The sequence below is a fragment of the Campylobacter sp. MIT 99-7217 genome (genome assembly GCF_006864365.1).
Classification (GTDB): Bacteria; Campylobacterota; Campylobacteria; order Campylobacterales; family Campylobacteraceae; genus Campylobacter_D.
The window spans coordinates 1-17171 of the sequence record NZ_QHLJ01000014.1 but is presented as its reverse complement, the minus strand read 5'-3'; the positions used below and the strand labels follow the sequence as shown (position 1 = coordinate 17171).

Sequence of the window (17171 nt, the reverse complement as noted above, 5' to 3'; positions counted from 1 at the left end):
TGGTCGCTTAGCTCAGTTGGTAGAGCGCCACCCTTACAAGGTGGATGTCATAAGTTCGAGTCTTATAGCGACCACCATTTAAAGAACGAGGCATTAAAGTTTTAAATTTATTTTATAAATTTAAATGCTTTAAATTTATCTTTGTATAAAGTTCTTGATTTTACGCAGCGGTAGTTCAGCTGGTTAGAATGCCGCCCTGTCACGGCGGAGGTCGCGGGTTCGAGCCCCGTCCGCTGCGCCATTGTCTCGTTAGCTCAGCCGGTAGAGCATCTCCCTTTTAAGGAGGGGGCCGTTGGTTCGAATCCAACACGGGACACCATTTTGGGTTTATGACCCTTTCGTCTAGTGGCCCAGGACAACACTCTCTCTGTGTGGAAACAGAGGTTCAAATCCTCTAGGGGTCGCCAAAAATTTTGGTCGCTTAGCTCAGTTGGTAGAGCGCCACCCTTACAAGGTGGATGTCATAAGTTCGAGTCTTATAGCGACCACCATTTAAAGAACGAGGCATTAAAGATTTAAATTTGTTTTGTAAATTTAAATGCTTTAAATTTATCTTTGTATAAAGTTCTTGATTTTACGCAGCGGTAGTTCAGCTGGTTAGAATGCCGCCCTGTCACGGCGGAGGTCGCGGGTTCGAGCCCCGTCCGCTGCGCCATTGTCTCCTTAGCTCAGCTGGTAGAGCATCTGACTCTTAATCAGGTGGCCGTTGGTTCGATCCCAACAGGGGACACCACCTCTTTAATCAAAGCAATTAATTTTATGCTCCTAGACATTAAAAGCAAATTTTAAGAGCTTAAAAACTCCAAAGCCATTAAGCTTTCGCCTTGCATTAAAATTTCTAATTCTTCATCATCAAAGCAAAATTTGGGATTGTGGTGTAATACAGGATTATCCAAATCCTTAGAAATGCCTACAAAAACATAAGCACCCATTCTTTCACGCGTTAAAAAGGCAAAATCTTCAGCACCCATATCAGGCTTAGCTTCTGTAATGATCGCTTCTTCTTTAAGCACCTTTGCAAAAGCCTTTCTAGCTATGGAAGCTGCGTTTTTGTCGTTGATCAAAGGAGGATATTCTCTTTTATAATCAAGCTTAAAACTTCCTCCAAATTCAAGACAAACAGCCTCAGCCATTTTTTGAATATTTGTTTGGAGCAATTTTTGACTTTGTTCATTAAGATAACGCACAGTGCCTTTTAAAATGGCATTTTGAGGGATAACATTAAAGGTTGTGCCTGCTTGAACGCAACCTATAGTGATCACTCCAGCTTCAGTAGGTGCAAGCCTTCTTGAAATAATACTTTGAACCCCATTTATAAATCTTGCACTCATCAAAACAGGATCTATGGTTGTATGAGGGTGAGCGCCATGCCCTCCCTTACCGATAAACTCAAGATCAAAGACATCAACCCCTGCCATCATCTCTCCACTTACAATCTGGGCTGTACCTTTAAGCAAAGCTCCCCATAAATGACAGCCAAAAACGGCATCAACTTTTGGATTTTCCAAAATCCCCTCATCAATCATGGGCTTAGCACCGCCACTTCCCTCTTCAGCAGGCTGAAACATGATCTTTACACAGCCTTCAAATTCATCTTTAAGCTCATTTAAAATAAGAGCAGCCCCTACAAGTGCTGCACTATGTCCATCATGCCCGCAAGCGTGCATTTTGCCCTTTATCTTTGAAGCAAAATCTAAATTTGTTTCTTCCTCTACAGGCAAAGCGTCCATATCTGCACGCAAAAGCACGCACTTTGCATTTGAGCTTTTTTTGCCTTCTATCATCGCTAAAACTCCCGTTTTTGCTATACCCTTTTTATAAGGAATTTTAGCTTCATCTAAACACTCACATATAAGCTTTGCTGTATTTTCTTCTTCAAATTCAAGCTCAGGGTGCATGTGAATTTGATGACGAAGTTCTTTAATCTTAGGATAATACTTCTTGCTTAAAAGCTTGATTTTTTCGATCATTTAGAATCCTCTAATTTTTGAAATTTTTCATCACTTTTTTGCAAATTTGCTTCCATTTTGCGGATTTCTTCTTCTCCGTTTCGAACAAGTTTTGAATCTACTGTTTTGATTTTCGTGCTTTTATTTGGGTATTCAACCTTACTAAGAATATACCTAAAAACATTTAATCTTGCTTTTTTCTTGTTATCAGAACTGATAATAGTCCAAGGGCATTCTTTGGTATTTGAAGCAAGAAGCATGGAGTATTTAGCAACGGTATATTTGTCCCAAAGCTCTTGTGATTTTGCATCTACAGGAGAAAGTTTGTATTGTTTTAAAGGATCATTTTTTCGGCTTTCAAAGCGTCTTTTTTGTTCTTCTTTTGAAACAGAAAAATAAAATTTAAAAAGTAAAATTCCACTCTCAACAAGCATTTGTTCAAACAAAGGCACTTCTCTTAAAAAATGTTTATGTTCAGCAGGAGTACAAAAACCCATTACAGGCTCAACGCCAGCTCTATTATACCACGATCTATCAAAAATAACTATTTCGCCACCTGCTGGCAAATGTGAAATATAGCGTTGAAAATACCACTGCGTTTTTTCCACCTCACTTGGCTTTTCAAGAGCAACGACACGACACCCTCTAGGATTTAAATGCTCGGTCAATCTTTTTATAGAACCACCCTTGCCCGCTGCATCGCGTCCTTCTGTGATGATAAGAACCTTTAAACCTTTTTCTTTAACATAGTTTTGAAATTTTAAAAGCTCGATTTGGAGTTTCTCAAGCTCCTTTTCATAGTCTAAGGTGCTTTTTTTGATCTTAATTTCCACATAGTCTTCTTTTTTCTTATCTTCTTTTTTTAAGTCTTTTTGAACATTTGTATCTATTTTCTTACGAGTTTGCTTTTGCTCCTCTTTATCCAAGTCTTCAATCTTTAGACCCTGAAGTTCTACGCTTTTCATCACTTATCCTTTAAAAATAATTTAACATAAATTTACCATAAGAATTTATAATGAGAGCTTAAATTCGCTATTTGGAGTTATCTTGCGTTTCTTTTTTTTCATCTTGCTTTTTTGCAAACTTTGTTTTGGAAGCGTTTTAAGCGTAGATGAAGCTTTTAAAATCACTCATGGCAGTGATGAAACAGGGGTTTTTGTTGATTTTAAGCTTGGAAAAGATATATTTTTATATAAAAAGCAACTTAAAATCATGCTTGATAAAAAAGATATTACAAATTTACTCAATCTTCCTCAAAGCACGCAGATTAACGGCGAGGAAAGATTTTATGAAAATTTACACTTAAATCTTAGTGCTTTCATGCTTTCAAGAGAGTTTCAAAAAGATACGGCTCTTTTGAGTGTATATTATCAAGGCTGTTCTAATGAGGGCTTTTGCTATCGCCCCTTAAATGCGAATTTCAAAATCACTTCTAAAAATGGACACTTTAAGATCTCTTCCATAAATGCTAATGAGTTTAAAAATACAAATTTAAAAAAAGAAGAATTTAACTTTAACAAGGGCTTTTATCTCACACTCATCAGCTTTTTTGGATATGGAATTTTACTTTCTTTGACCCCTTGCACCCTGCCCATGATACCCATACTCTCATCAATGATACTTGCAAAAGGCACGCAAGGACGAAGTAAATTTTATAATCTTTGGCTTTGCTTTATCTTTATATTTTTCATGTCCTTAGCTTATGCTATAGCAGGCATTATCACAGCTATGCTTGGAGCTGGTGTTCAAGGACTTTTGCAAAAGCCTATAGTGCTTATCTTTTTTGCTTGTATTTTTGTGCTTTTAGCCTTGGCTTGTTTTGGGGCTTTTTCTTTTCAAATGCCAGCAAATATACAAAAATTTGCAAACAAGCTTAGCTTTAAGGGAAAAGGCGTTGTTGGCATAGCCTCAATGGGCTTTTTATCAGCCCTTATCGTAGGACCTTGCACCGCTGCACCCCTAGCTGCAGCACTTTTGTATATAGCAAATAGCAATGATTTGATTCTTGGGGGATTTTCTTTATTTTTTCTTAGTTTAGGCATGGGGCTTCCTTTGCTTTTCGTAGGACTTGGCATAAGCTTTTTAAAACCGGGAATTTGGACAAAAAGGATCAATACCTTCTTTGGCTTTTTAATGCTAGCCATGGCTATTTATATACTTGCTCGCTTTATGCCTGCAAATTTTAAACTGATCGCCTTTGGTGCTTTGGGTGTGTTTTTTGTAAGTTTTATGGGGCTTTTTGAGAGTGCTAACTCAGCTTACACGCGTTTTAAAAAAGCTTTTTTAATCCTCATTTTAGCCTATGCTTTAGCCTTATTTTTAGGAGGACTTTTTGGAGGCAAAAGCCTTTTAAATCCTTTAAATTTAAGCACTTCAAACAAAACTCAAATTTCACAAAACAAGCTTTATTTTAAGGAAATTAAAAGCCTAAAAGCCCTGCAAGATGAGATTACAAACTCACAAAAGCCCATTTTACTTGAATTTACGGCTTCTTGGTGCGAAAATTGCAAACTTTTAGAGGAGCTAACCTTTCAAGATGAAAGGATACAAAAGACTTTGAAAGATTTTAGCTTGCTTAGAGTGGATATTACTGAGGGTAGCTTAGAAGAACAAGCTATCATGAAAGAATTTCAAGCCTTTGCTCCACCTACCCTACTCTTTTTCAAAAAGAGCGAGCAGGTCTTAAGGCTTGATGGATTTATAGGAGCTGATGAGTTTTTAAAAAAATTTGAAGCCTTTTAAGCTTTTGCTTGCAAATTTTCCTTAGATTCTAAATTTTGCTCGCCTAGGCTTTTTTTATCTTGCTCATCTTTCAAGCTTGTTTGTTCTTTTCTCTCATCAAAGATACTTAAAAGATTGATACTCATGGTTTGTTCTGCTTCTTTTAGTTTAGCTTTAACCTGAAGCTCAAGCATTTTATTTTTTAAATCCTCTGGTGTATCAAATAATTTGTATCTTGGCTGAGTGAGTTTTAACTCACCATTTACGACCTCAAGAGACATATTTTCATACTCTTTTATGAAAGATACAAATTTAGAATAAAGCCTGATATTTTTCATACATCTATCATCATCAGGTAAATTTCGCGTTTGTAAAAAACTTGCTATATCAATTTCATTTTCTTTAAAACTGATACCAAAAGTTACAACACGCATAATCATTTCTTCCATTAAAAAATACCTATCTGAATCCATTTCCTCACCCTCAATGGTTTTTAAAAAGGGTTCTTGAAGTTCTTTGGGAAGCCTTGCTAGATATGGTTGAGTAAATGAAGAGCCTTCATTGACATAAACATGCCACGCATCATTTTTATCCACAACTTTTGCTAAAGCTAATTCAAAGCTTTCTTGTGTCTCATAATTTTCTCTTTTAACAAGCTTATCTGCTCCATAAGCTTTTATAGCAAATTCAGAAAGATACACTGCACTACCATCTTCTCTATAATGAATCATTTTGCAATCCTATTGAAAGAAAGCGACCTTAAAAGGTTGCTAGGTCTTAATAGCTCACATATTTTTGAGCTAAAACTTTGCCTTGATAAACCACTTTGACATTAGTGCCTTTTGTGCCATTTGCACTTTGTCCTAAATAGCATCGCTTTGTCCAAGTTTTAACAACGCCTTTAGTAGGCTCTCTATCCCAATTGCCACATTCTCCAGCACCATTACCGACGGAAATCACGGAATTAACATAAGTGGCTTCTATCTCAATTTCTACATATGCCCCACCTTTACGCATATACATTGTATCCACACCACTTGGACCATTATGATAACCTGTATTCTCTTTCCAAGTGACAGGTCCATCAATACTCACAGCCCACAAAGAGCTTGCACCTAGGGTTAAAGCCAAACTTAAAATGAATTTTTTCATTTTAAATCCTTTCTATGAAAATTTCTTTCAATCCTATTGCAATGATTTTCAAGCAAATTTCATTCCAAATTTAAACAAATTCTATCTTAAATCAACAAAAAGCTTATAAATTTGAAATTTAAGCCCTAAAATAAAGGCTTTTTTAAGTTTTTATTACTAAAATTAAGCTTATTTTTCATCAAAGGTAGGCTATGAGACAAACTTGGAGCAGCACACTTACTTACATACTCACAGTTGCAGGAGCGACAATAGGCTTTGGCGCAACTTGGCGTTTTCCTTATCTTGTGGGTGAAAATGGCGGTGCTGCCTTTGTTGTCGTTTTTTGCGTGGCAATGATTTGCATAGGAATTCCTGTGATTTTGGTTGAAAATGTCATAGGAAGAAGAGCGATGCAAAACTCCGTCGATGCTTTTGGCGGTAAAAACAATGAAAAAAATCCAGCATACAAAGGCATAGGCTATATGGGGCTTTTGGGGAGCTTTGGGATCATGGCTTATTATATGGTGCTTGGAGGCTGGGTTTTGGTGTATATTTGGGGGCTTGTTTTTGGTGGATTTGATCTTTCAAAACCCGTGAGCAAAGAATACACAAGCGAATTCTACACCCAAAATATCGAGCATAATCCCCTTTTTGTGAGCATTTTTACCATTATTTTTGTCCTTGTGAATTATTTTATACTCAAAAAAGGCATAATAGACGGCATTGAAAGATCGGTCAAGTTTTTAATGCCAGCACTTTTTTGCTGTCTTATCATCGTTGTGGTGAGGAATTTAACGCTGGACGGCGCTTTTGCTGGGGTGGAGTTTTATCTCAAGCCTGATTTTTCCAAAATCACACCAAAACTTTTAATCGATGTCTTAGGGCAGGTATTTTTTGCCTTGTCACTTGGCTTTGGCGTTATGGTAACGCTTTCATCTCATCTTAAAAAAAGCGAAAATTTACTAAAAACAGCCACTTACACAGGAATTTTAAACACCCTCATCGCCTTTTTAGCAGGCTTTATGATCTTTCCAGCCCTTTTTAGTGCAGGACTTTCGCCTGATAGCGGTCCATCTTTAGTGTTTAAAACCCTGCCCATAGCCTTTTCGCACATTCATTTTGGCACTATTATCTGCGTGCTGTTTTTCGTGCTTTTGCTCATCGCAGCACTAACTACGAGTTTGCCAATTTACCAAGTCATCATCAGTGTGTTAGAAGAGAAATTTAAGCTTTCAAAAAATATGGCTATAAATTTAACCCTTGGTTTTATCTTTGTCTTTGGAAACCTGCCTTGCGTGCTTACTTATGGACCTTGGAGTGAGGTTACTATCATCAATGGTAAAAATATCTTTGATAGCTTTGATTTTATAAGCGGAAATATCTTGTTCGTGCTTACTGCACTTTTTTGCTGTCTTTATGTGGGCTGGGTGATGAAAAAAGAAGCTCTTGATGAGATCAGCAACAATCATACTTTAAAAAGTGTTTGGATAAAAATTTGGTATTATTATGTCAAATTTATCGTACCACTTGTGATTTTTGATATTTTCTTGTATGGGATTTTTAATGTGGAATTATTTTCTATGATTTATGATATTTTTTTATACTATGGGTTTCTTTTTGACAGATGATCACTTTCTATGATTTTAGCTTATTTTAAAATTTATGCAAGGACTAAGCCTTGCATAAAACTTATTCTACCTCAGCATCAATAACATCATCATCTTTTTTCTTTTTGTCATTTCCTGCTTGGCTTTCATCTTTTTTATACATACTTTCTGCTAGCTTATGTGAAACCTCGCTTAGAGCTTTCATTTTAGCATCGATTTCTTCCTTGCTTGCGTTTTCATTTTTAAGCGTTTCACGAAGCTCATCAAGAGCCTTTTGGATATTTGTCTTATCAGCTTCAGGGATCTTATCGCCAAGCTCATTTAAAGACTTTTCGACCTGATGAGCTAGGGCTTCGGCTTGATTTCTAGCATCAACAGCTTCTTTTCTTTTTTTATCATCTTCTTTGTGAAGCTCGGCATCTTTGACCATTTTTTCGATCTCTTCTTCGCTAAGTCCGCTTGATCCTGTGATTTTAATTTCTTGAGCCTTGCCTGTTGCTTTGTCCTTAGCCGAAACGGTTAAAATTCCGTTTGCGTCTATATCAAAAGTAACTTCAATTTGTGGCATTCCGCGTGGTGCTGGTGGGATTCCTTCTAAATTGAAATTTCCTAAGGATTTATTATCACGGCTAAATTCACGCTCTCCTTGCAAGACATTGATAGTAACTGCTGATTGATTATCCTCAGCTGTTGAAAAGGTTTGCTCTTTTTTAGTTGGTATGGTAGTGCCCTTTTCTATGATCTTAGTCATCACGCCTCCAAGGGTTTCAATACCAAGTGAAAGTGGGGTTACATCAAGCAAAAGCACATCTTTAACATCGCCTTTTATAACAGCTCCTTGAATAGCAGCTCCTATAGCAACGACCTCATCAGGATTAACTGATTTGTTAAGCTCCTTAGAAAAAGCCTTTTTAACCTCATCTTGCACCAAAGGAACGCGGGTTGAGCCTCCTACCATAACGATTTCTTTTACCTCGTTTTTATCAAGTCCAGCTTCTTTAACCACCTCGTTAATCTTAGCTATGGTCTCGCCCACTAAGCCCTCTATCATGCTTTCAAATTTAGCCCTTGTGATCTTTTTTACAAGGTGTTTAGGTCCTGAGGCATCAGCTGTGATGAAGGGTAAATTTAGCTCTGTTTCAGTGGCTGAGCTAAGCTCTTTTTTAGCATTTTCAGCTGCTTCTTTTAGCCTTTGAAGAGCCATAACATCGTTTTTAAGATCAATTCCTGTATCATTTTTAAACTCACTTGCTAAAAAATCAATGAGCTTGTTATCAAAATCATCCCCACCTAAAAAAGCATTTCCGCCTGTTGCTAAAACTTCAACCACATTATCGCCTGTTTCAAGCACGGTTACATCAAAAGTCCCACCGCCCAAATCATAAACGACTATTTTTTCACTTTCTTTTTTATCAAGCCCATAAGCAAGAGCTGCTGAGGTTGGTTCATTTATAATACGAAGCACATTAAGCCCTGCTATAGTGCCAGCTTCTTTAGTCGCCTTTCTTTGAGCGTCGTTAAAATACGCTGGCACAGTAATAACCGCATCAAGGACCTTAGCTCCTAAGAAAGCTTCAGCATCTTCTTTAAGCTTCATCAAAACCTTAGCTGAAATTTCTTGTGGGGTATAAAGCTTACCAGCGATTTCAACCGCGCAAGCTCCGTTTCTATCAACTATATGATAAGGAAGCCTATTTTTAGCCTCCTTAGCAGCATCTTCATTAATCATAAGCCCCATTATTCTTTTGATCGAATAAATAGTTTTTTCAGGATTAGTTACAGCTTGACGCTTAGCACTATCTCCAACCAAAACCTCGCCCTTGTCAGTAAAGGCCACAACTGAGGGGGTAGTGTTTTTACCCTCCTTGTTTGGAATGACCTTACTTTCTCCTCTTTCATACACGCAAACGCATGAATTTGTTGTTCCTAAATCTATACCTATAACCTTACTCATTTTTTATCCTTTATTTTAATTTTTCTAGCTACAAGATGTAGCACCGCCTTATTAAAATTTTTTCTCACTATCTTTATACTCATTTTATTTCCTTATTTTGCTACGCTAACCTTTGTAGGGCGAAGCACCCTATCATTGATCTTATAGCCTTTTTGAAGCACTTGTACGACTTGATTGCTTTCATGCTCCTTACTTTCTACATGAAACATGGCCTCATGTAAATTTGGATCAAATTCAGCATTTTCATCAATAGCCTTAACGCCGTGCTTTTCAAGCTTTTTCATGAACAAATCAAGCGTATTTTTCACGCCCTCTTTGATCTTTTGACTTACCTCATCACTTGCCTCAACGCTCATCGCCGCTTCTAAAGCGTCTAAAACATCAAGCAAATCCTTGGCAAAACTTTCATTTGCATAAGCAAGAGCTGAAATTTTTTCCTTTTCTAGTCTTTTTTTAATGTTTTCAAATTCAGCATTTGCACGCAAATACCTATCCTTAAGCTCTGCGTTTTGAGCTTTTAACTCATCAAGTTCGCTTTGTTCTTCGCTAGCTTCTTCACAAACTTGCTGTTCTAAGTCTTTTTCCTCGCTCACGCTACCTCCTTTATGTGATTGATCACTTTTTTAAAGTCCGTATAAACACTACCAGCTAGGATAATGTTTGCTTGTTTGCCCAAAAATTCAGCCTCAAACAAAAGTCCCATAAAACCCTCGTTAAAAAGAGGAGAAAATTCAAGCCAGCTTTTAAAATGCTGATGAATATGAGCATCTAAAAGCTTAACAAATTCATCATTTTGATAAATTTGGTAAGCTCTTTTTTCATTAGTCCTAAAAAGGCTAAGGCTTTGACCTAAAGAAGAAAGCTTTTGCAAAAGTTCATCAAATTTAAGCCTTAAAGCTAAATTTTCTATACTGAAAAAATCAAGCCCAACAAGTTCTTGTAAAAAAATATGTGCCTTTGGGTCAAATTTCAAAACCACTTCTTCTTTGTTAAAATCAAGCACTAAAAATTTATTATTCACGCTTTCTATTTCTTGCAAGATCAAATCCCTACCCGCATAAACAAGGCAGTATATTTCAAATTCTTTTGCCAACTCAGCCAAAAGCTTTACATTGTTGATAATAAGCTTTTCATGAGGATCAAAAGCATTTTGCCAATACTGCTTCATCGTCGCCAAGGTTGGCACTCTGCCACTTGAAATATGTAGCTTTTCTATCGCTCCTTCGCTATCAAGCTTTTTAAAATAAAGCCTTATCGTTGAAGCTGCCATGTTTAAATTTGCCTCACAAGTGGCTGAGCCAACAGGCGTATTTTCTTTAAGATAAGCTTCGATGATAGAATTTAAAACCAAAGCCCTTTTAAAGTCTTTCATTTTCTTGCTTTTCCTTAGCTTTCTTTTAAAATATATTTGTAATTATACAACATTGAGCGTAACATTGTCAAGTAAATTTTTAAAAAAATTAAATAAATTTATTTAAATAACTTTAGTTTATATCACTAAAGTTATTTAAGCTTATAAAACTTATGTTTAATAAAAAGCAAATAAAAGATTAAAAATACAAATTTTATGTTATAATTTCATCCTAGCAATATTTAAAAAGGATTAGAGGTGAAAAATCTTAGCGTGCAAGAAAAAAATGACTTAAGTTCTTGTGTCTTTCAAAGTTTGGGAACAGATAGAAAAGTTAGCCTTTTAAGCCTCATCATCAAAAAAATCAAAACTATCTTTGGTATCAAATAATCATTCAAAAAGCTCTTTTTTATGTTCTTTAAGGTAGCTAACAACTTCTAAAATTTCATCAACTCCTTCTTTTGTGGAGTTTTTTAGCACCTCGTCTATATTTTCTATATAAGCTTGCACCGCAGTTTCAAGCTTTGCTCTTTTAACGCCAGCAAATAACAGCATTGCTTCAAGCGTAACGCTAAGTTCATATCTTAAATCGTTAATTTCTTCTTGCATATCTACCCCTTTATACCTTGTTTTGCAAGCTCTTTGCCTTTGATGAGATCTTGAATTTGAGCCTTGATATTTGCATAATGAAAACTATCCTTAAAGCCCGCAAAAAGCCCTCCACTAGCGTTTTTATGTCCTCCACCACCAACAAGCTTTTTTGCCATTAAGCTTACATCGACCTTGCCATTTGCCCTAAAACTAAGCGTTTTTCTTGAGCTTACATCGATAAAAAAATCAAAGTCTGGATTTTGCACCAAAAACTCATTGCCTATGACTGAGGTATTGCCTATATTGCTTGTTAGCAAACCCTTAAAGCCCTCATACTCTATGCTAAATTCTTCTTTTCTTTGACTTAAAGCCTGCACGACAAAATGAGAAACTAAATTTCCCAAGGTGTCATTTTTATCTTTTTTAAAAAATTCTTTTTTTAAAAAATGCAAGGCATCATCAAGTCCAACATGTGCATTTTCCTTAGTTATAAAGGTGCGTGCTTGCTGGAGCAGATAAAAGATGAAGTCTATATTTTCTTTAGGAAACATTACCCTGTTGATCTCTTTTGCATTAGCCACCATAGCAAGCATAACCTTGCCAAGCTCAAAATTTATATCTTCTTTAAGCCAAATATCAACAGCATTGACCACATCAACAAATTTAGCAAGCTCTTCATTTTCTTGATACATTTTAGAAAAAAACTCATAAACGATCTTGGTTGCACAACGCGTATCATCAAGATAATACCAAGGGTATTTTTCAAAGCATTCTAAACCACTTTGATGATGATCTAAAAGCAAAATTTTGATATTTTTTCCCTCTAAAGCCTTTGAAAATTCCTCACACTGACTAGGACTTAAATTTAAATCCGTGATCAAAATAAGAAATTTCTGCTGAGCATTTATACTTAGTTCTTGCTGTATTTTTTCCATGATGAGATAAAAATTCTCATTGATTTCTTTGCCATAATTTGAGTTAAAAAACACACAATCCTTAAAATAAAACCTCAAAACATACTGACAAGAATAACCATCTAAATCAGTATGCGAAAGATGATAAATTTTCATATATTTCCTTATAAACCAACTTCAATAACGCCCTCTGTGTTGAAATTTACATTATCAGCAACCTCTCCAAAAGAAAGAACGACCATTTTGATATTATAATTATCACAAATTGTAGCAATAGCCTTTCTTAACTGAGGTTCAACACAAAGCACAAAAGGCTTGATCCTTGTATTTGCTGTGCTTTCAACCGCTTTTTTAAGTGCATCGATTAGGGTGCTTGTTTGAGCGACATTGATCATTAATTGATAGTTGCCGTCCTTAAACTGCAAATGTTCCATAAGCTTTGCAGAGCTTGCAGAATCCAAAAGATAAAATCCTAAATTTCCCTTATCATCGACATAAAGATTAGTAATGACCCTAGCTAAGGCTGCACGCACATGCTCAATAATCATATCAAAGCTTTTATTTACCTCAGCAATATCCGTCAAAGCCTCAAGTATAGTGATCATATCCTTGATAGGGATATTGTTTTTAAGCAAGTTTTTAAGCACCTTTTGCACAAGCCCCACAGAAGCTACTTTCATGCAGTCTTCCACCACAACAGGATAATCCTTTTGCACCTTATCAAGTAAATTTTGCACCTCTTGGCGCGTCAAAAGATCAGCCGCATTTGCCTTGATCATCTCACTCATATGCGTTGAAATCACGCTTGCAGGATCAACCACAGTATAGCCATTAAGCGTAGCTTCATCTTTTAAATTCGCATCGATCCAAAGAGCGTCTGAGTTAAAAGCTGGCTCTTTTGTAGCAATACCCTCGATTTCTTCTGTAACAAAGCCACTATCTAGGGCTAGGTATTTGTCAGGATAAATTTCAGCACTACCTATCACCACGCCCTTAAGCTTGAAATTGTATTCATTTGGCTTGAGCTGTAAATTGTCCCTTATTCTGATTTTTGGCATTAAAAAGCCGAGTGCTTGGGCTATGCTTCTTCTCATAGAACGGATTCTTTCAGTAAGCTCGCTTTCTGCAAGTCTAATAAGACCATAACCAAGCTCAAGCTCTAAAATTTCAATCTTTAAAATATCATTGATCTTATGTTCTTCTTCTTTGATGATCTCTTCTTCACTTTTCTTTGGTACAGGAGCTGCTGCTTTTGCTGTGGCTTCTTTTTTCTCTCTTTTTTCAACAGGCTTTATCTTGCCCTCTTTGATCTGCAAACTTAGATAACCCAAAGATAAAAACACAAAAGCCATAAAGCCTAAAGATAAGTGCGGAAGTCCCGGAACCAAGGCAAAGATAAAGAGGATAAAACCAACGATCATTAAGGTTCTGTATTCGCCTAAAAGCTGGTTTAAAGAACCCTCTGCGAAATTTTCTTTATCCTTGCTTGCACGCGTGATGATGATAGCCGTGGCTGTTGAAGTGATGAGACCTGGAATTTGAGATACAAGCCCATCGCCTATAGTTAGGATAGTGTAAGTTGCAGCACATTCATTTAAGGGCATATCATGTTGAAAATAGCCTATTAAAAAACCGCCGATAAGATTGATGATAGTGATGATGATCCCAGCAACAGCATCGCCTTTGATGAATTTGCTCGAACCATCCATTGCTCCGTAAAAATTAGCCTCGCCGATGATCTCTTGTCTTCTTGCTCTTGCAGTTTCTTCATCGATAAGCCCAGCATTTAAATCCGCATCAATAGCCATTTGTTTTCCGGGCATTGCATCAAGGGTAAATCTTGCTTGAACTTCAGAAACTCTAGTACTTCCCTTTGTAACAACCATGAAATTAATCAAAACCAAGATCGTAAAAACGATCATACCGATGACATAATTTCCCCCAACCACAAATTCCCCAAAACTAGCGATAATCTCACTCACAGCAGCTGGTCCATTTTGCCCCTCACTTAAAATCATACGCGTTGTAGCGATATTTAATGCTAATCTAAAAAGCGTGATGATGAGAATAAGAGTAGGAAAGGTGGTAAGATCAGTAGGCTTTGCTATGTAAATAGAAATGAGGATAATTAAAACAGATATGGCTATGCTTAAAGCTAGGAAAAAATCAAGTATTACCGCAGGTAAAGGCACTATAATAATAGCTAAAATACAAACCAAAAACCCAACTATAGTAAGGGATTTTGCTTTGATGATAGGGGCTATTACAGGAGCTAAAAAGGGAATGACAAGATCAATAATTTTTCTTTTTGCCATTATTTTTGATTAACAATATCCGCTAGCGTTATTTCATTTAAATGTTCGTCCATTTTCTTTTGCAAACCAAGCAGGACAGGGAACATATGGCATCTTTCGCCTTTATTGTCAGGGCAAACGCCTTGAGAGCATTCAAAAACGCTGACTTGTTTTTTCTCAGCACTATCAACTATTTCTTTGAGAGTATATTCTTTAGGGGTTTTAACTAAAGTAAATCCTCCCTTAGCTCCTTTGTAGGAGTGAAGCAAACCGTCTTTTGCAAGAACTTGCAAAATTTTAGCTAAAAAACTTCTTGAAATATTAAGTTCAAGTGCCATAGTTTCAACATCTTGTGGTTTTTCTTTATCTGAAATATAAATCAATGCAAGCAGGGCATACTCACTAGCTCTAGTAAAAAGCACAATAATTTCCTTTCGATTTTATTTGGATATTAAAAGCAAGATTATATCAAAAAAACCTTACTTGATAGCTTAAAAAATTCCTTATTTGTGTTTTTATTGCTAAAAAACTTTTAACAATTTCAGTTTTGTTTTTGCTTTTTTAAGATATAATCACGGCTTATATTAATACCAATCAGGAGGTCAAAAATGGCTTTGGATTCGGCTAAAAAAGCTGAGATTATCGCTAAATTTGCTAAAAAAGCAGGCGATACAGGATCAACAGAGGTTCAAGTTGCACTTTTAAGTGCAAGGATTGCAGAGCTTACAGAGCATTTGAAAATTTATAAAAAGGATTTTTCTTCTCGCTTGGGACTTTTAAAGCTCGTTGGGCAAAGAAAGAGACTTTTAGCTTATCTTAAAAGAAAAGATTATTCTTCTTATAGCAAACTCATCGCTGAGCTTAATCTAAGAGATAAATAACTCTCAAATCACAGATTTTCTGTGATTTACCCTATATTGAACACAGCATTTTAAATTCTTGGTCTATTTTTTACAAATTTTACCTCATTTAAGACTTTTTTTTGTTTTTCTAAGTTAGAATTTTTGATTTTAAAAGGAAAATCAATGACGGATCTTATCATTTATGTATCAATGGGTATTATCGCTGGTATAAGTTCAGGGCTTTTTGGCATAGGTGGAGGCATGATCATCGTTCCTCTTGCCCTAACATTAGGCATTAGTTCTCATTCAGCTGTTGCACTTTCTGTTGTTCAAATGATTTTTTCCTCTGTTTTTGGCTCTTATATCAACTATAAAAAAAAGAATTTTGACCTTAAAGATGGGCTTTTTGTAGGACTTGGTGGGCTTATTGGGGCTAGTTTTAGCGGACTTGTTCTTAAGCTTTTAAGTGATGTTACTCTCACAGCACTTTTCTTGTGTTTAAGTATAGTTTTTTTCTTAAAATACGCCTTTGATGTAAAAAATGCTGTTCATCAAAGCCAAAGAAGTGAGCTGAGCAAAAAAGTGATCTTAGTGGGTGCTGGAGCGCTTACAGGTGTGTTTGCTATTTCTTTTGGTATAGGTGGAGGACTTTTGATCGCCCCTATTTTAGGATATTTTTTAGGCTATGATAGTAAAAAAGTTGTTCCTCTGTCTTTATTTTTTGTCGTTTTTGCCTCGCTTTCTGGTGCAACTTCTTTCATCATGCAAGGCGTGATTGATAGTTCCATACTTTACAACGGCTCTTTAGTTGGTATAGGCTCGATGATAGGCGTTTTCTTGGGTATTAAGATCATTGAAAAAATGAAAACAACAGCACACCGCAAGGTCTTGCTCTTTGTGTATTTACTCTCTATATCAATGACTGCTTTTGCTTTACTTAGAAAGCTTGGCATTGTAGAGCTTTGATCTTAAATTGACTAAATTTTCATTTTTTTACTCAAAAAGTCTTGACTTAGAGTTGCTCTCATGCTTTATAATTTCAAAATGAAAACAAAATCCATGCGTTTTCTGTCAAAATTTAAAGGAGAAAAAAATGAAAAAAATACTTCTTAAAAGCTTGTTTTTGCTTGCTTTTATTTTTAGCTCACAAGGCTTTGCTACTTCTTGGAGTAAGGAGGATTTTAAAGATATTGCTAATACAAATAAGCCCTTAACTGTGCTTATCATAGGTGCAAATGGTAGCGTAGCAAAGGAAGTTACAGCTGGTTTTTTAAGTGGAACAAAGGCAAATTTGAAGCTTTTTTTAAGAAAGGCAAGCCGTTTGCAAAATGTCAAAAATAAAAATCCTAGCAGGATTGAGCTAGTTGAGGGCGATGCCACAGATAAAGAGGCTTTAAAAAAAGCTATGCAAGGCGTTGACGCAGTGTATGCAAATTTAGCTGGAAACTTGCCTACTATGGCAAAGGCTATCATCGAGGCTATGAGTGAAACAGGGCTTAAAAGGCTTATTTGGATAAGCTCTTTTGGGGTTTATGAGGGAGAAATTTCTCAAAAAGAATTTAATAAAATAGCAAGTTACAATCCCCCTCACAGAGCTGCTGTAAGGCTCATTGAATCAAGTGATTTGGATTATACTATAATCAGAGCTCAGTGGTTTAGCTGGGCTAATGAGATTGATTATGAGCTTACACAAAAGGGCGAGGCTTTTAAAAACGAAGGCGCTTATATTTCTAGAAAAAGCATAGCTCATTTAGTGATAAAACTTTGCCTTGAGGGTTCAAATTTAAGACAAAGCCTAGGTATAAACAAGCCTTAAA

17 protein-coding genes and 7 tRNA genes are annotated in these 17171 nt (G+C 36.1%); 13 read left to right on the top strand and 11 right to left on the bottom strand.

Annotated features, from left to right (window positions below; translation table 11 throughout):
* Position 1 precedes the first annotated feature (1 nt).
* The 7 genes from DMB92_RS08860 (at position 2) to DMB92_RS08830 (ending at position 733) form a co-directional block, all read left to right on the top strand.
* A tRNA-Val gene (locus tag DMB92_RS08860) sits at positions 2-77 on the top strand.
* 87 nt (positions 78-164) lie between these two features.
* A tRNA-Asp gene (locus DMB92_RS08855) sits at positions 165-241 on the top strand.
* 2 nt (positions 242-243) lie between these two features.
* A tRNA-Lys gene (locus DMB92_RS08850) sits at positions 244-319 on the top strand.
* A gap of 12 nt (positions 320-331) precedes the next feature.
* Positions 332-407 (top strand) — tRNA-Arg (locus DMB92_RS08845).
* Positions 408-415: 8 nt separating this feature from the next.
* Positions 416-491, top strand: a tRNA-Val gene (locus DMB92_RS08840).
* An 87-nt stretch (positions 492-578) separates the two neighbouring features.
* Positions 579-655, top strand: a tRNA-Asp gene (locus DMB92_RS08835).
* 2 nt (positions 656-657) lie between these two features.
* Positions 658-733: transfer RNA gene (locus tag DMB92_RS08830), tRNA-Lys, on the top strand.
* Between the two features lie 52 nt (positions 734-785).
* On the opposite strand, the gene DMB92_RS08825 is transcribed toward DMB92_RS08830, so the two are convergent.
* Positions 786-1970, bottom strand: a complete 1185-nt coding sequence (locus DMB92_RS08825; protein WP_142682695.1) for a M20 family metallopeptidase — start codon at positions 1968-1970, stop codon at positions 786-788.
* Positions 1967-2914, bottom strand: coding sequence for a polyphosphate kinase 2 (ppk2, locus tag DMB92_RS08820; protein ID WP_142682694.1), 948 nt, complete (start codon positions 2912-2914; stop codon positions 1967-1969). The genes DMB92_RS08825 and ppk2 overlap by 4 nt, the downstream gene beginning before the upstream one ends.
* 82 nt (positions 2915-2996) lie before the next feature.
* Between ppk2 and dsbD the strand changes: the two genes are divergently transcribed.
* Positions 2997-4691: a protein-disulfide reductase DsbD gene (dsbD, locus tag DMB92_RS08815; RefSeq protein WP_142682693.1), complete on the top strand. Its 1695-nt coding sequence runs from the start codon at positions 2997-2999 to the stop codon at positions 4689-4691.
* On the opposite strand, the gene DMB92_RS08810 is transcribed toward dsbD, so the two are convergent.
* Together DMB92_RS08810 and DMB92_RS08805 are read right to left on the bottom strand one after the other, a co-directional pair.
* Positions 4688-5401, bottom strand: a complete 714-nt coding sequence (locus DMB92_RS08810; RefSeq protein ID WP_142682692.1) for a hypothetical protein — start codon at positions 5399-5401, stop codon at positions 4688-4690. The genes dsbD and DMB92_RS08810 overlap by 4 nt on opposite strands.
* A gap of 46 nt (positions 5402-5447) precedes the next feature.
* Positions 5448-5822, bottom strand: coding sequence for a hypothetical protein (locus tag DMB92_RS08805; protein WP_142682691.1), 375 nt, complete (start codon positions 5820-5822; stop codon positions 5448-5450).
* 191 nt (positions 5823-6013) lie between these two features.
* Between DMB92_RS08805 and DMB92_RS08800 the strand changes: the two genes are divergently transcribed.
* Positions 6014-7429 (top strand): sodium-dependent transporter, encoded by a 1416-nt coding sequence (locus DMB92_RS08800; RefSeq protein WP_142682690.1) that lies wholly within the window; start codon positions 6014-6016, stop codon positions 7427-7429.
* Positions 7430-7490: 61 nt separating this feature from the next.
* Here DMB92_RS08800 and dnaK read toward each other — a convergent pair whose 3' ends face one another.
* The 3 genes from dnaK to DMB92_RS08785 all read right to left on the bottom strand — a co-directional run bounded on the left by dnaK (position 7491) and on the right by DMB92_RS08785 (position 10734).
* Positions 7491-9362, bottom strand: a complete 1872-nt coding sequence (gene dnaK, locus DMB92_RS08795) for a molecular chaperone DnaK (protein ID WP_142682689.1) — start codon at positions 9360-9362, stop codon at positions 7491-7493.
* A gap of 92 nt (positions 9363-9454) precedes the next feature.
* The gene (gene grpE / locus DMB92_RS08790; RefSeq protein ID WP_142682688.1) at positions 9455-9955 is read right to left on the bottom strand and encodes a nucleotide exchange factor GrpE; all 501 of its coding nucleotides are present in this window, start codon (positions 9953-9955) and stop codon (positions 9455-9457) included.
* Positions 9952-10734 (bottom strand): HrcA family transcriptional regulator, encoded by a 783-nt coding sequence (locus tag DMB92_RS08785; RefSeq protein WP_142682687.1) that lies wholly within the window; start codon positions 10732-10734, stop codon positions 9952-9954. Before DMB92_RS08785 ends, grpE begins: the two co-directional genes overlap by 4 nt.
* A 237-nt stretch (positions 10735-10971) precedes the next feature.
* Between DMB92_RS08785 and DMB92_RS09450 the strand changes: the two genes are divergently transcribed.
* The gene (locus tag DMB92_RS09450; protein ID WP_260604793.1) at positions 10972-11103 is read left to right on the top strand and encodes a hypothetical protein; all 132 of its coding nucleotides are present in this window, start codon (positions 10972-10974) and stop codon (positions 11101-11103) included.
* Here DMB92_RS09450 and DMB92_RS08780 read toward each other — a convergent pair whose 3' ends face one another.
* From DMB92_RS08780 to DMB92_RS08765, 4 genes are read right to left on the bottom strand one after another with little or no spacing between them, the layout of a single operon-like run.
* Positions 11104-11322, bottom strand: a complete 219-nt coding sequence (locus DMB92_RS08780) for a hypothetical protein (protein ID WP_142682686.1) — start codon at positions 11320-11322, stop codon at positions 11104-11106. It lies immediately after the preceding gene.
* A gap of 2 nt (positions 11323-11324) precedes the next feature.
* The gene (locus tag DMB92_RS08775; RefSeq protein WP_142682685.1) at positions 11325-12374 is read right to left on the bottom strand and encodes a DHH family phosphoesterase; all 1050 of its coding nucleotides are present in this window, start codon (positions 12372-12374) and stop codon (positions 11325-11327) included.
* Between the two features lie 8 nt (positions 12375-12382).
* Positions 12383-14533: a flagellar biosynthesis protein FlhA gene (flhA, locus tag DMB92_RS08770; protein ID WP_142682684.1), complete on the bottom strand. Its 2151-nt coding sequence runs from the start codon at positions 14531-14533 to the stop codon at positions 12383-12385.
* Positions 14533-14934: an Rrf2 family transcriptional regulator gene (locus DMB92_RS08765; protein ID WP_142682683.1), complete on the bottom strand. Its 402-nt coding sequence runs from the start codon at positions 14932-14934 to the stop codon at positions 14533-14535. Before DMB92_RS08765 ends, flhA begins: the two co-directional genes overlap by 1 nt.
* Positions 14935-15120: 186 nt before the next feature.
* On the opposite strand from DMB92_RS08765, the gene rpsO reads away from it, so the two are divergent.
* From rpsO to DMB92_RS08750, 3 genes are all read left to right on the top strand, one after another.
* The gene (gene rpsO / locus DMB92_RS08760) at positions 15121-15393 is read left to right on the top strand and encodes a 30S ribosomal protein S15 (RefSeq protein WP_142682682.1); all 273 of its coding nucleotides are present in this window, start codon (positions 15121-15123) and stop codon (positions 15391-15393) included.
* A 144-nt stretch (positions 15394-15537) separates the two neighbouring features.
* A complete protein-coding gene (locus DMB92_RS08755; protein WP_142682681.1) occupies positions 15538-16320 on the top strand; it encodes a sulfite exporter TauE/SafE family protein in 783 nt (260 codons plus the stop codon).
* A 127-nt stretch (positions 16321-16447) separates the two neighbouring features.
* A complete protein-coding gene (locus DMB92_RS08750) occupies positions 16448-17170 on the top strand; it encodes an NAD(P)H-binding protein (RefSeq protein WP_142682680.1) in 723 nt (240 codons plus the stop codon).
* Position 17171 lies beyond the last annotated feature (1 nt).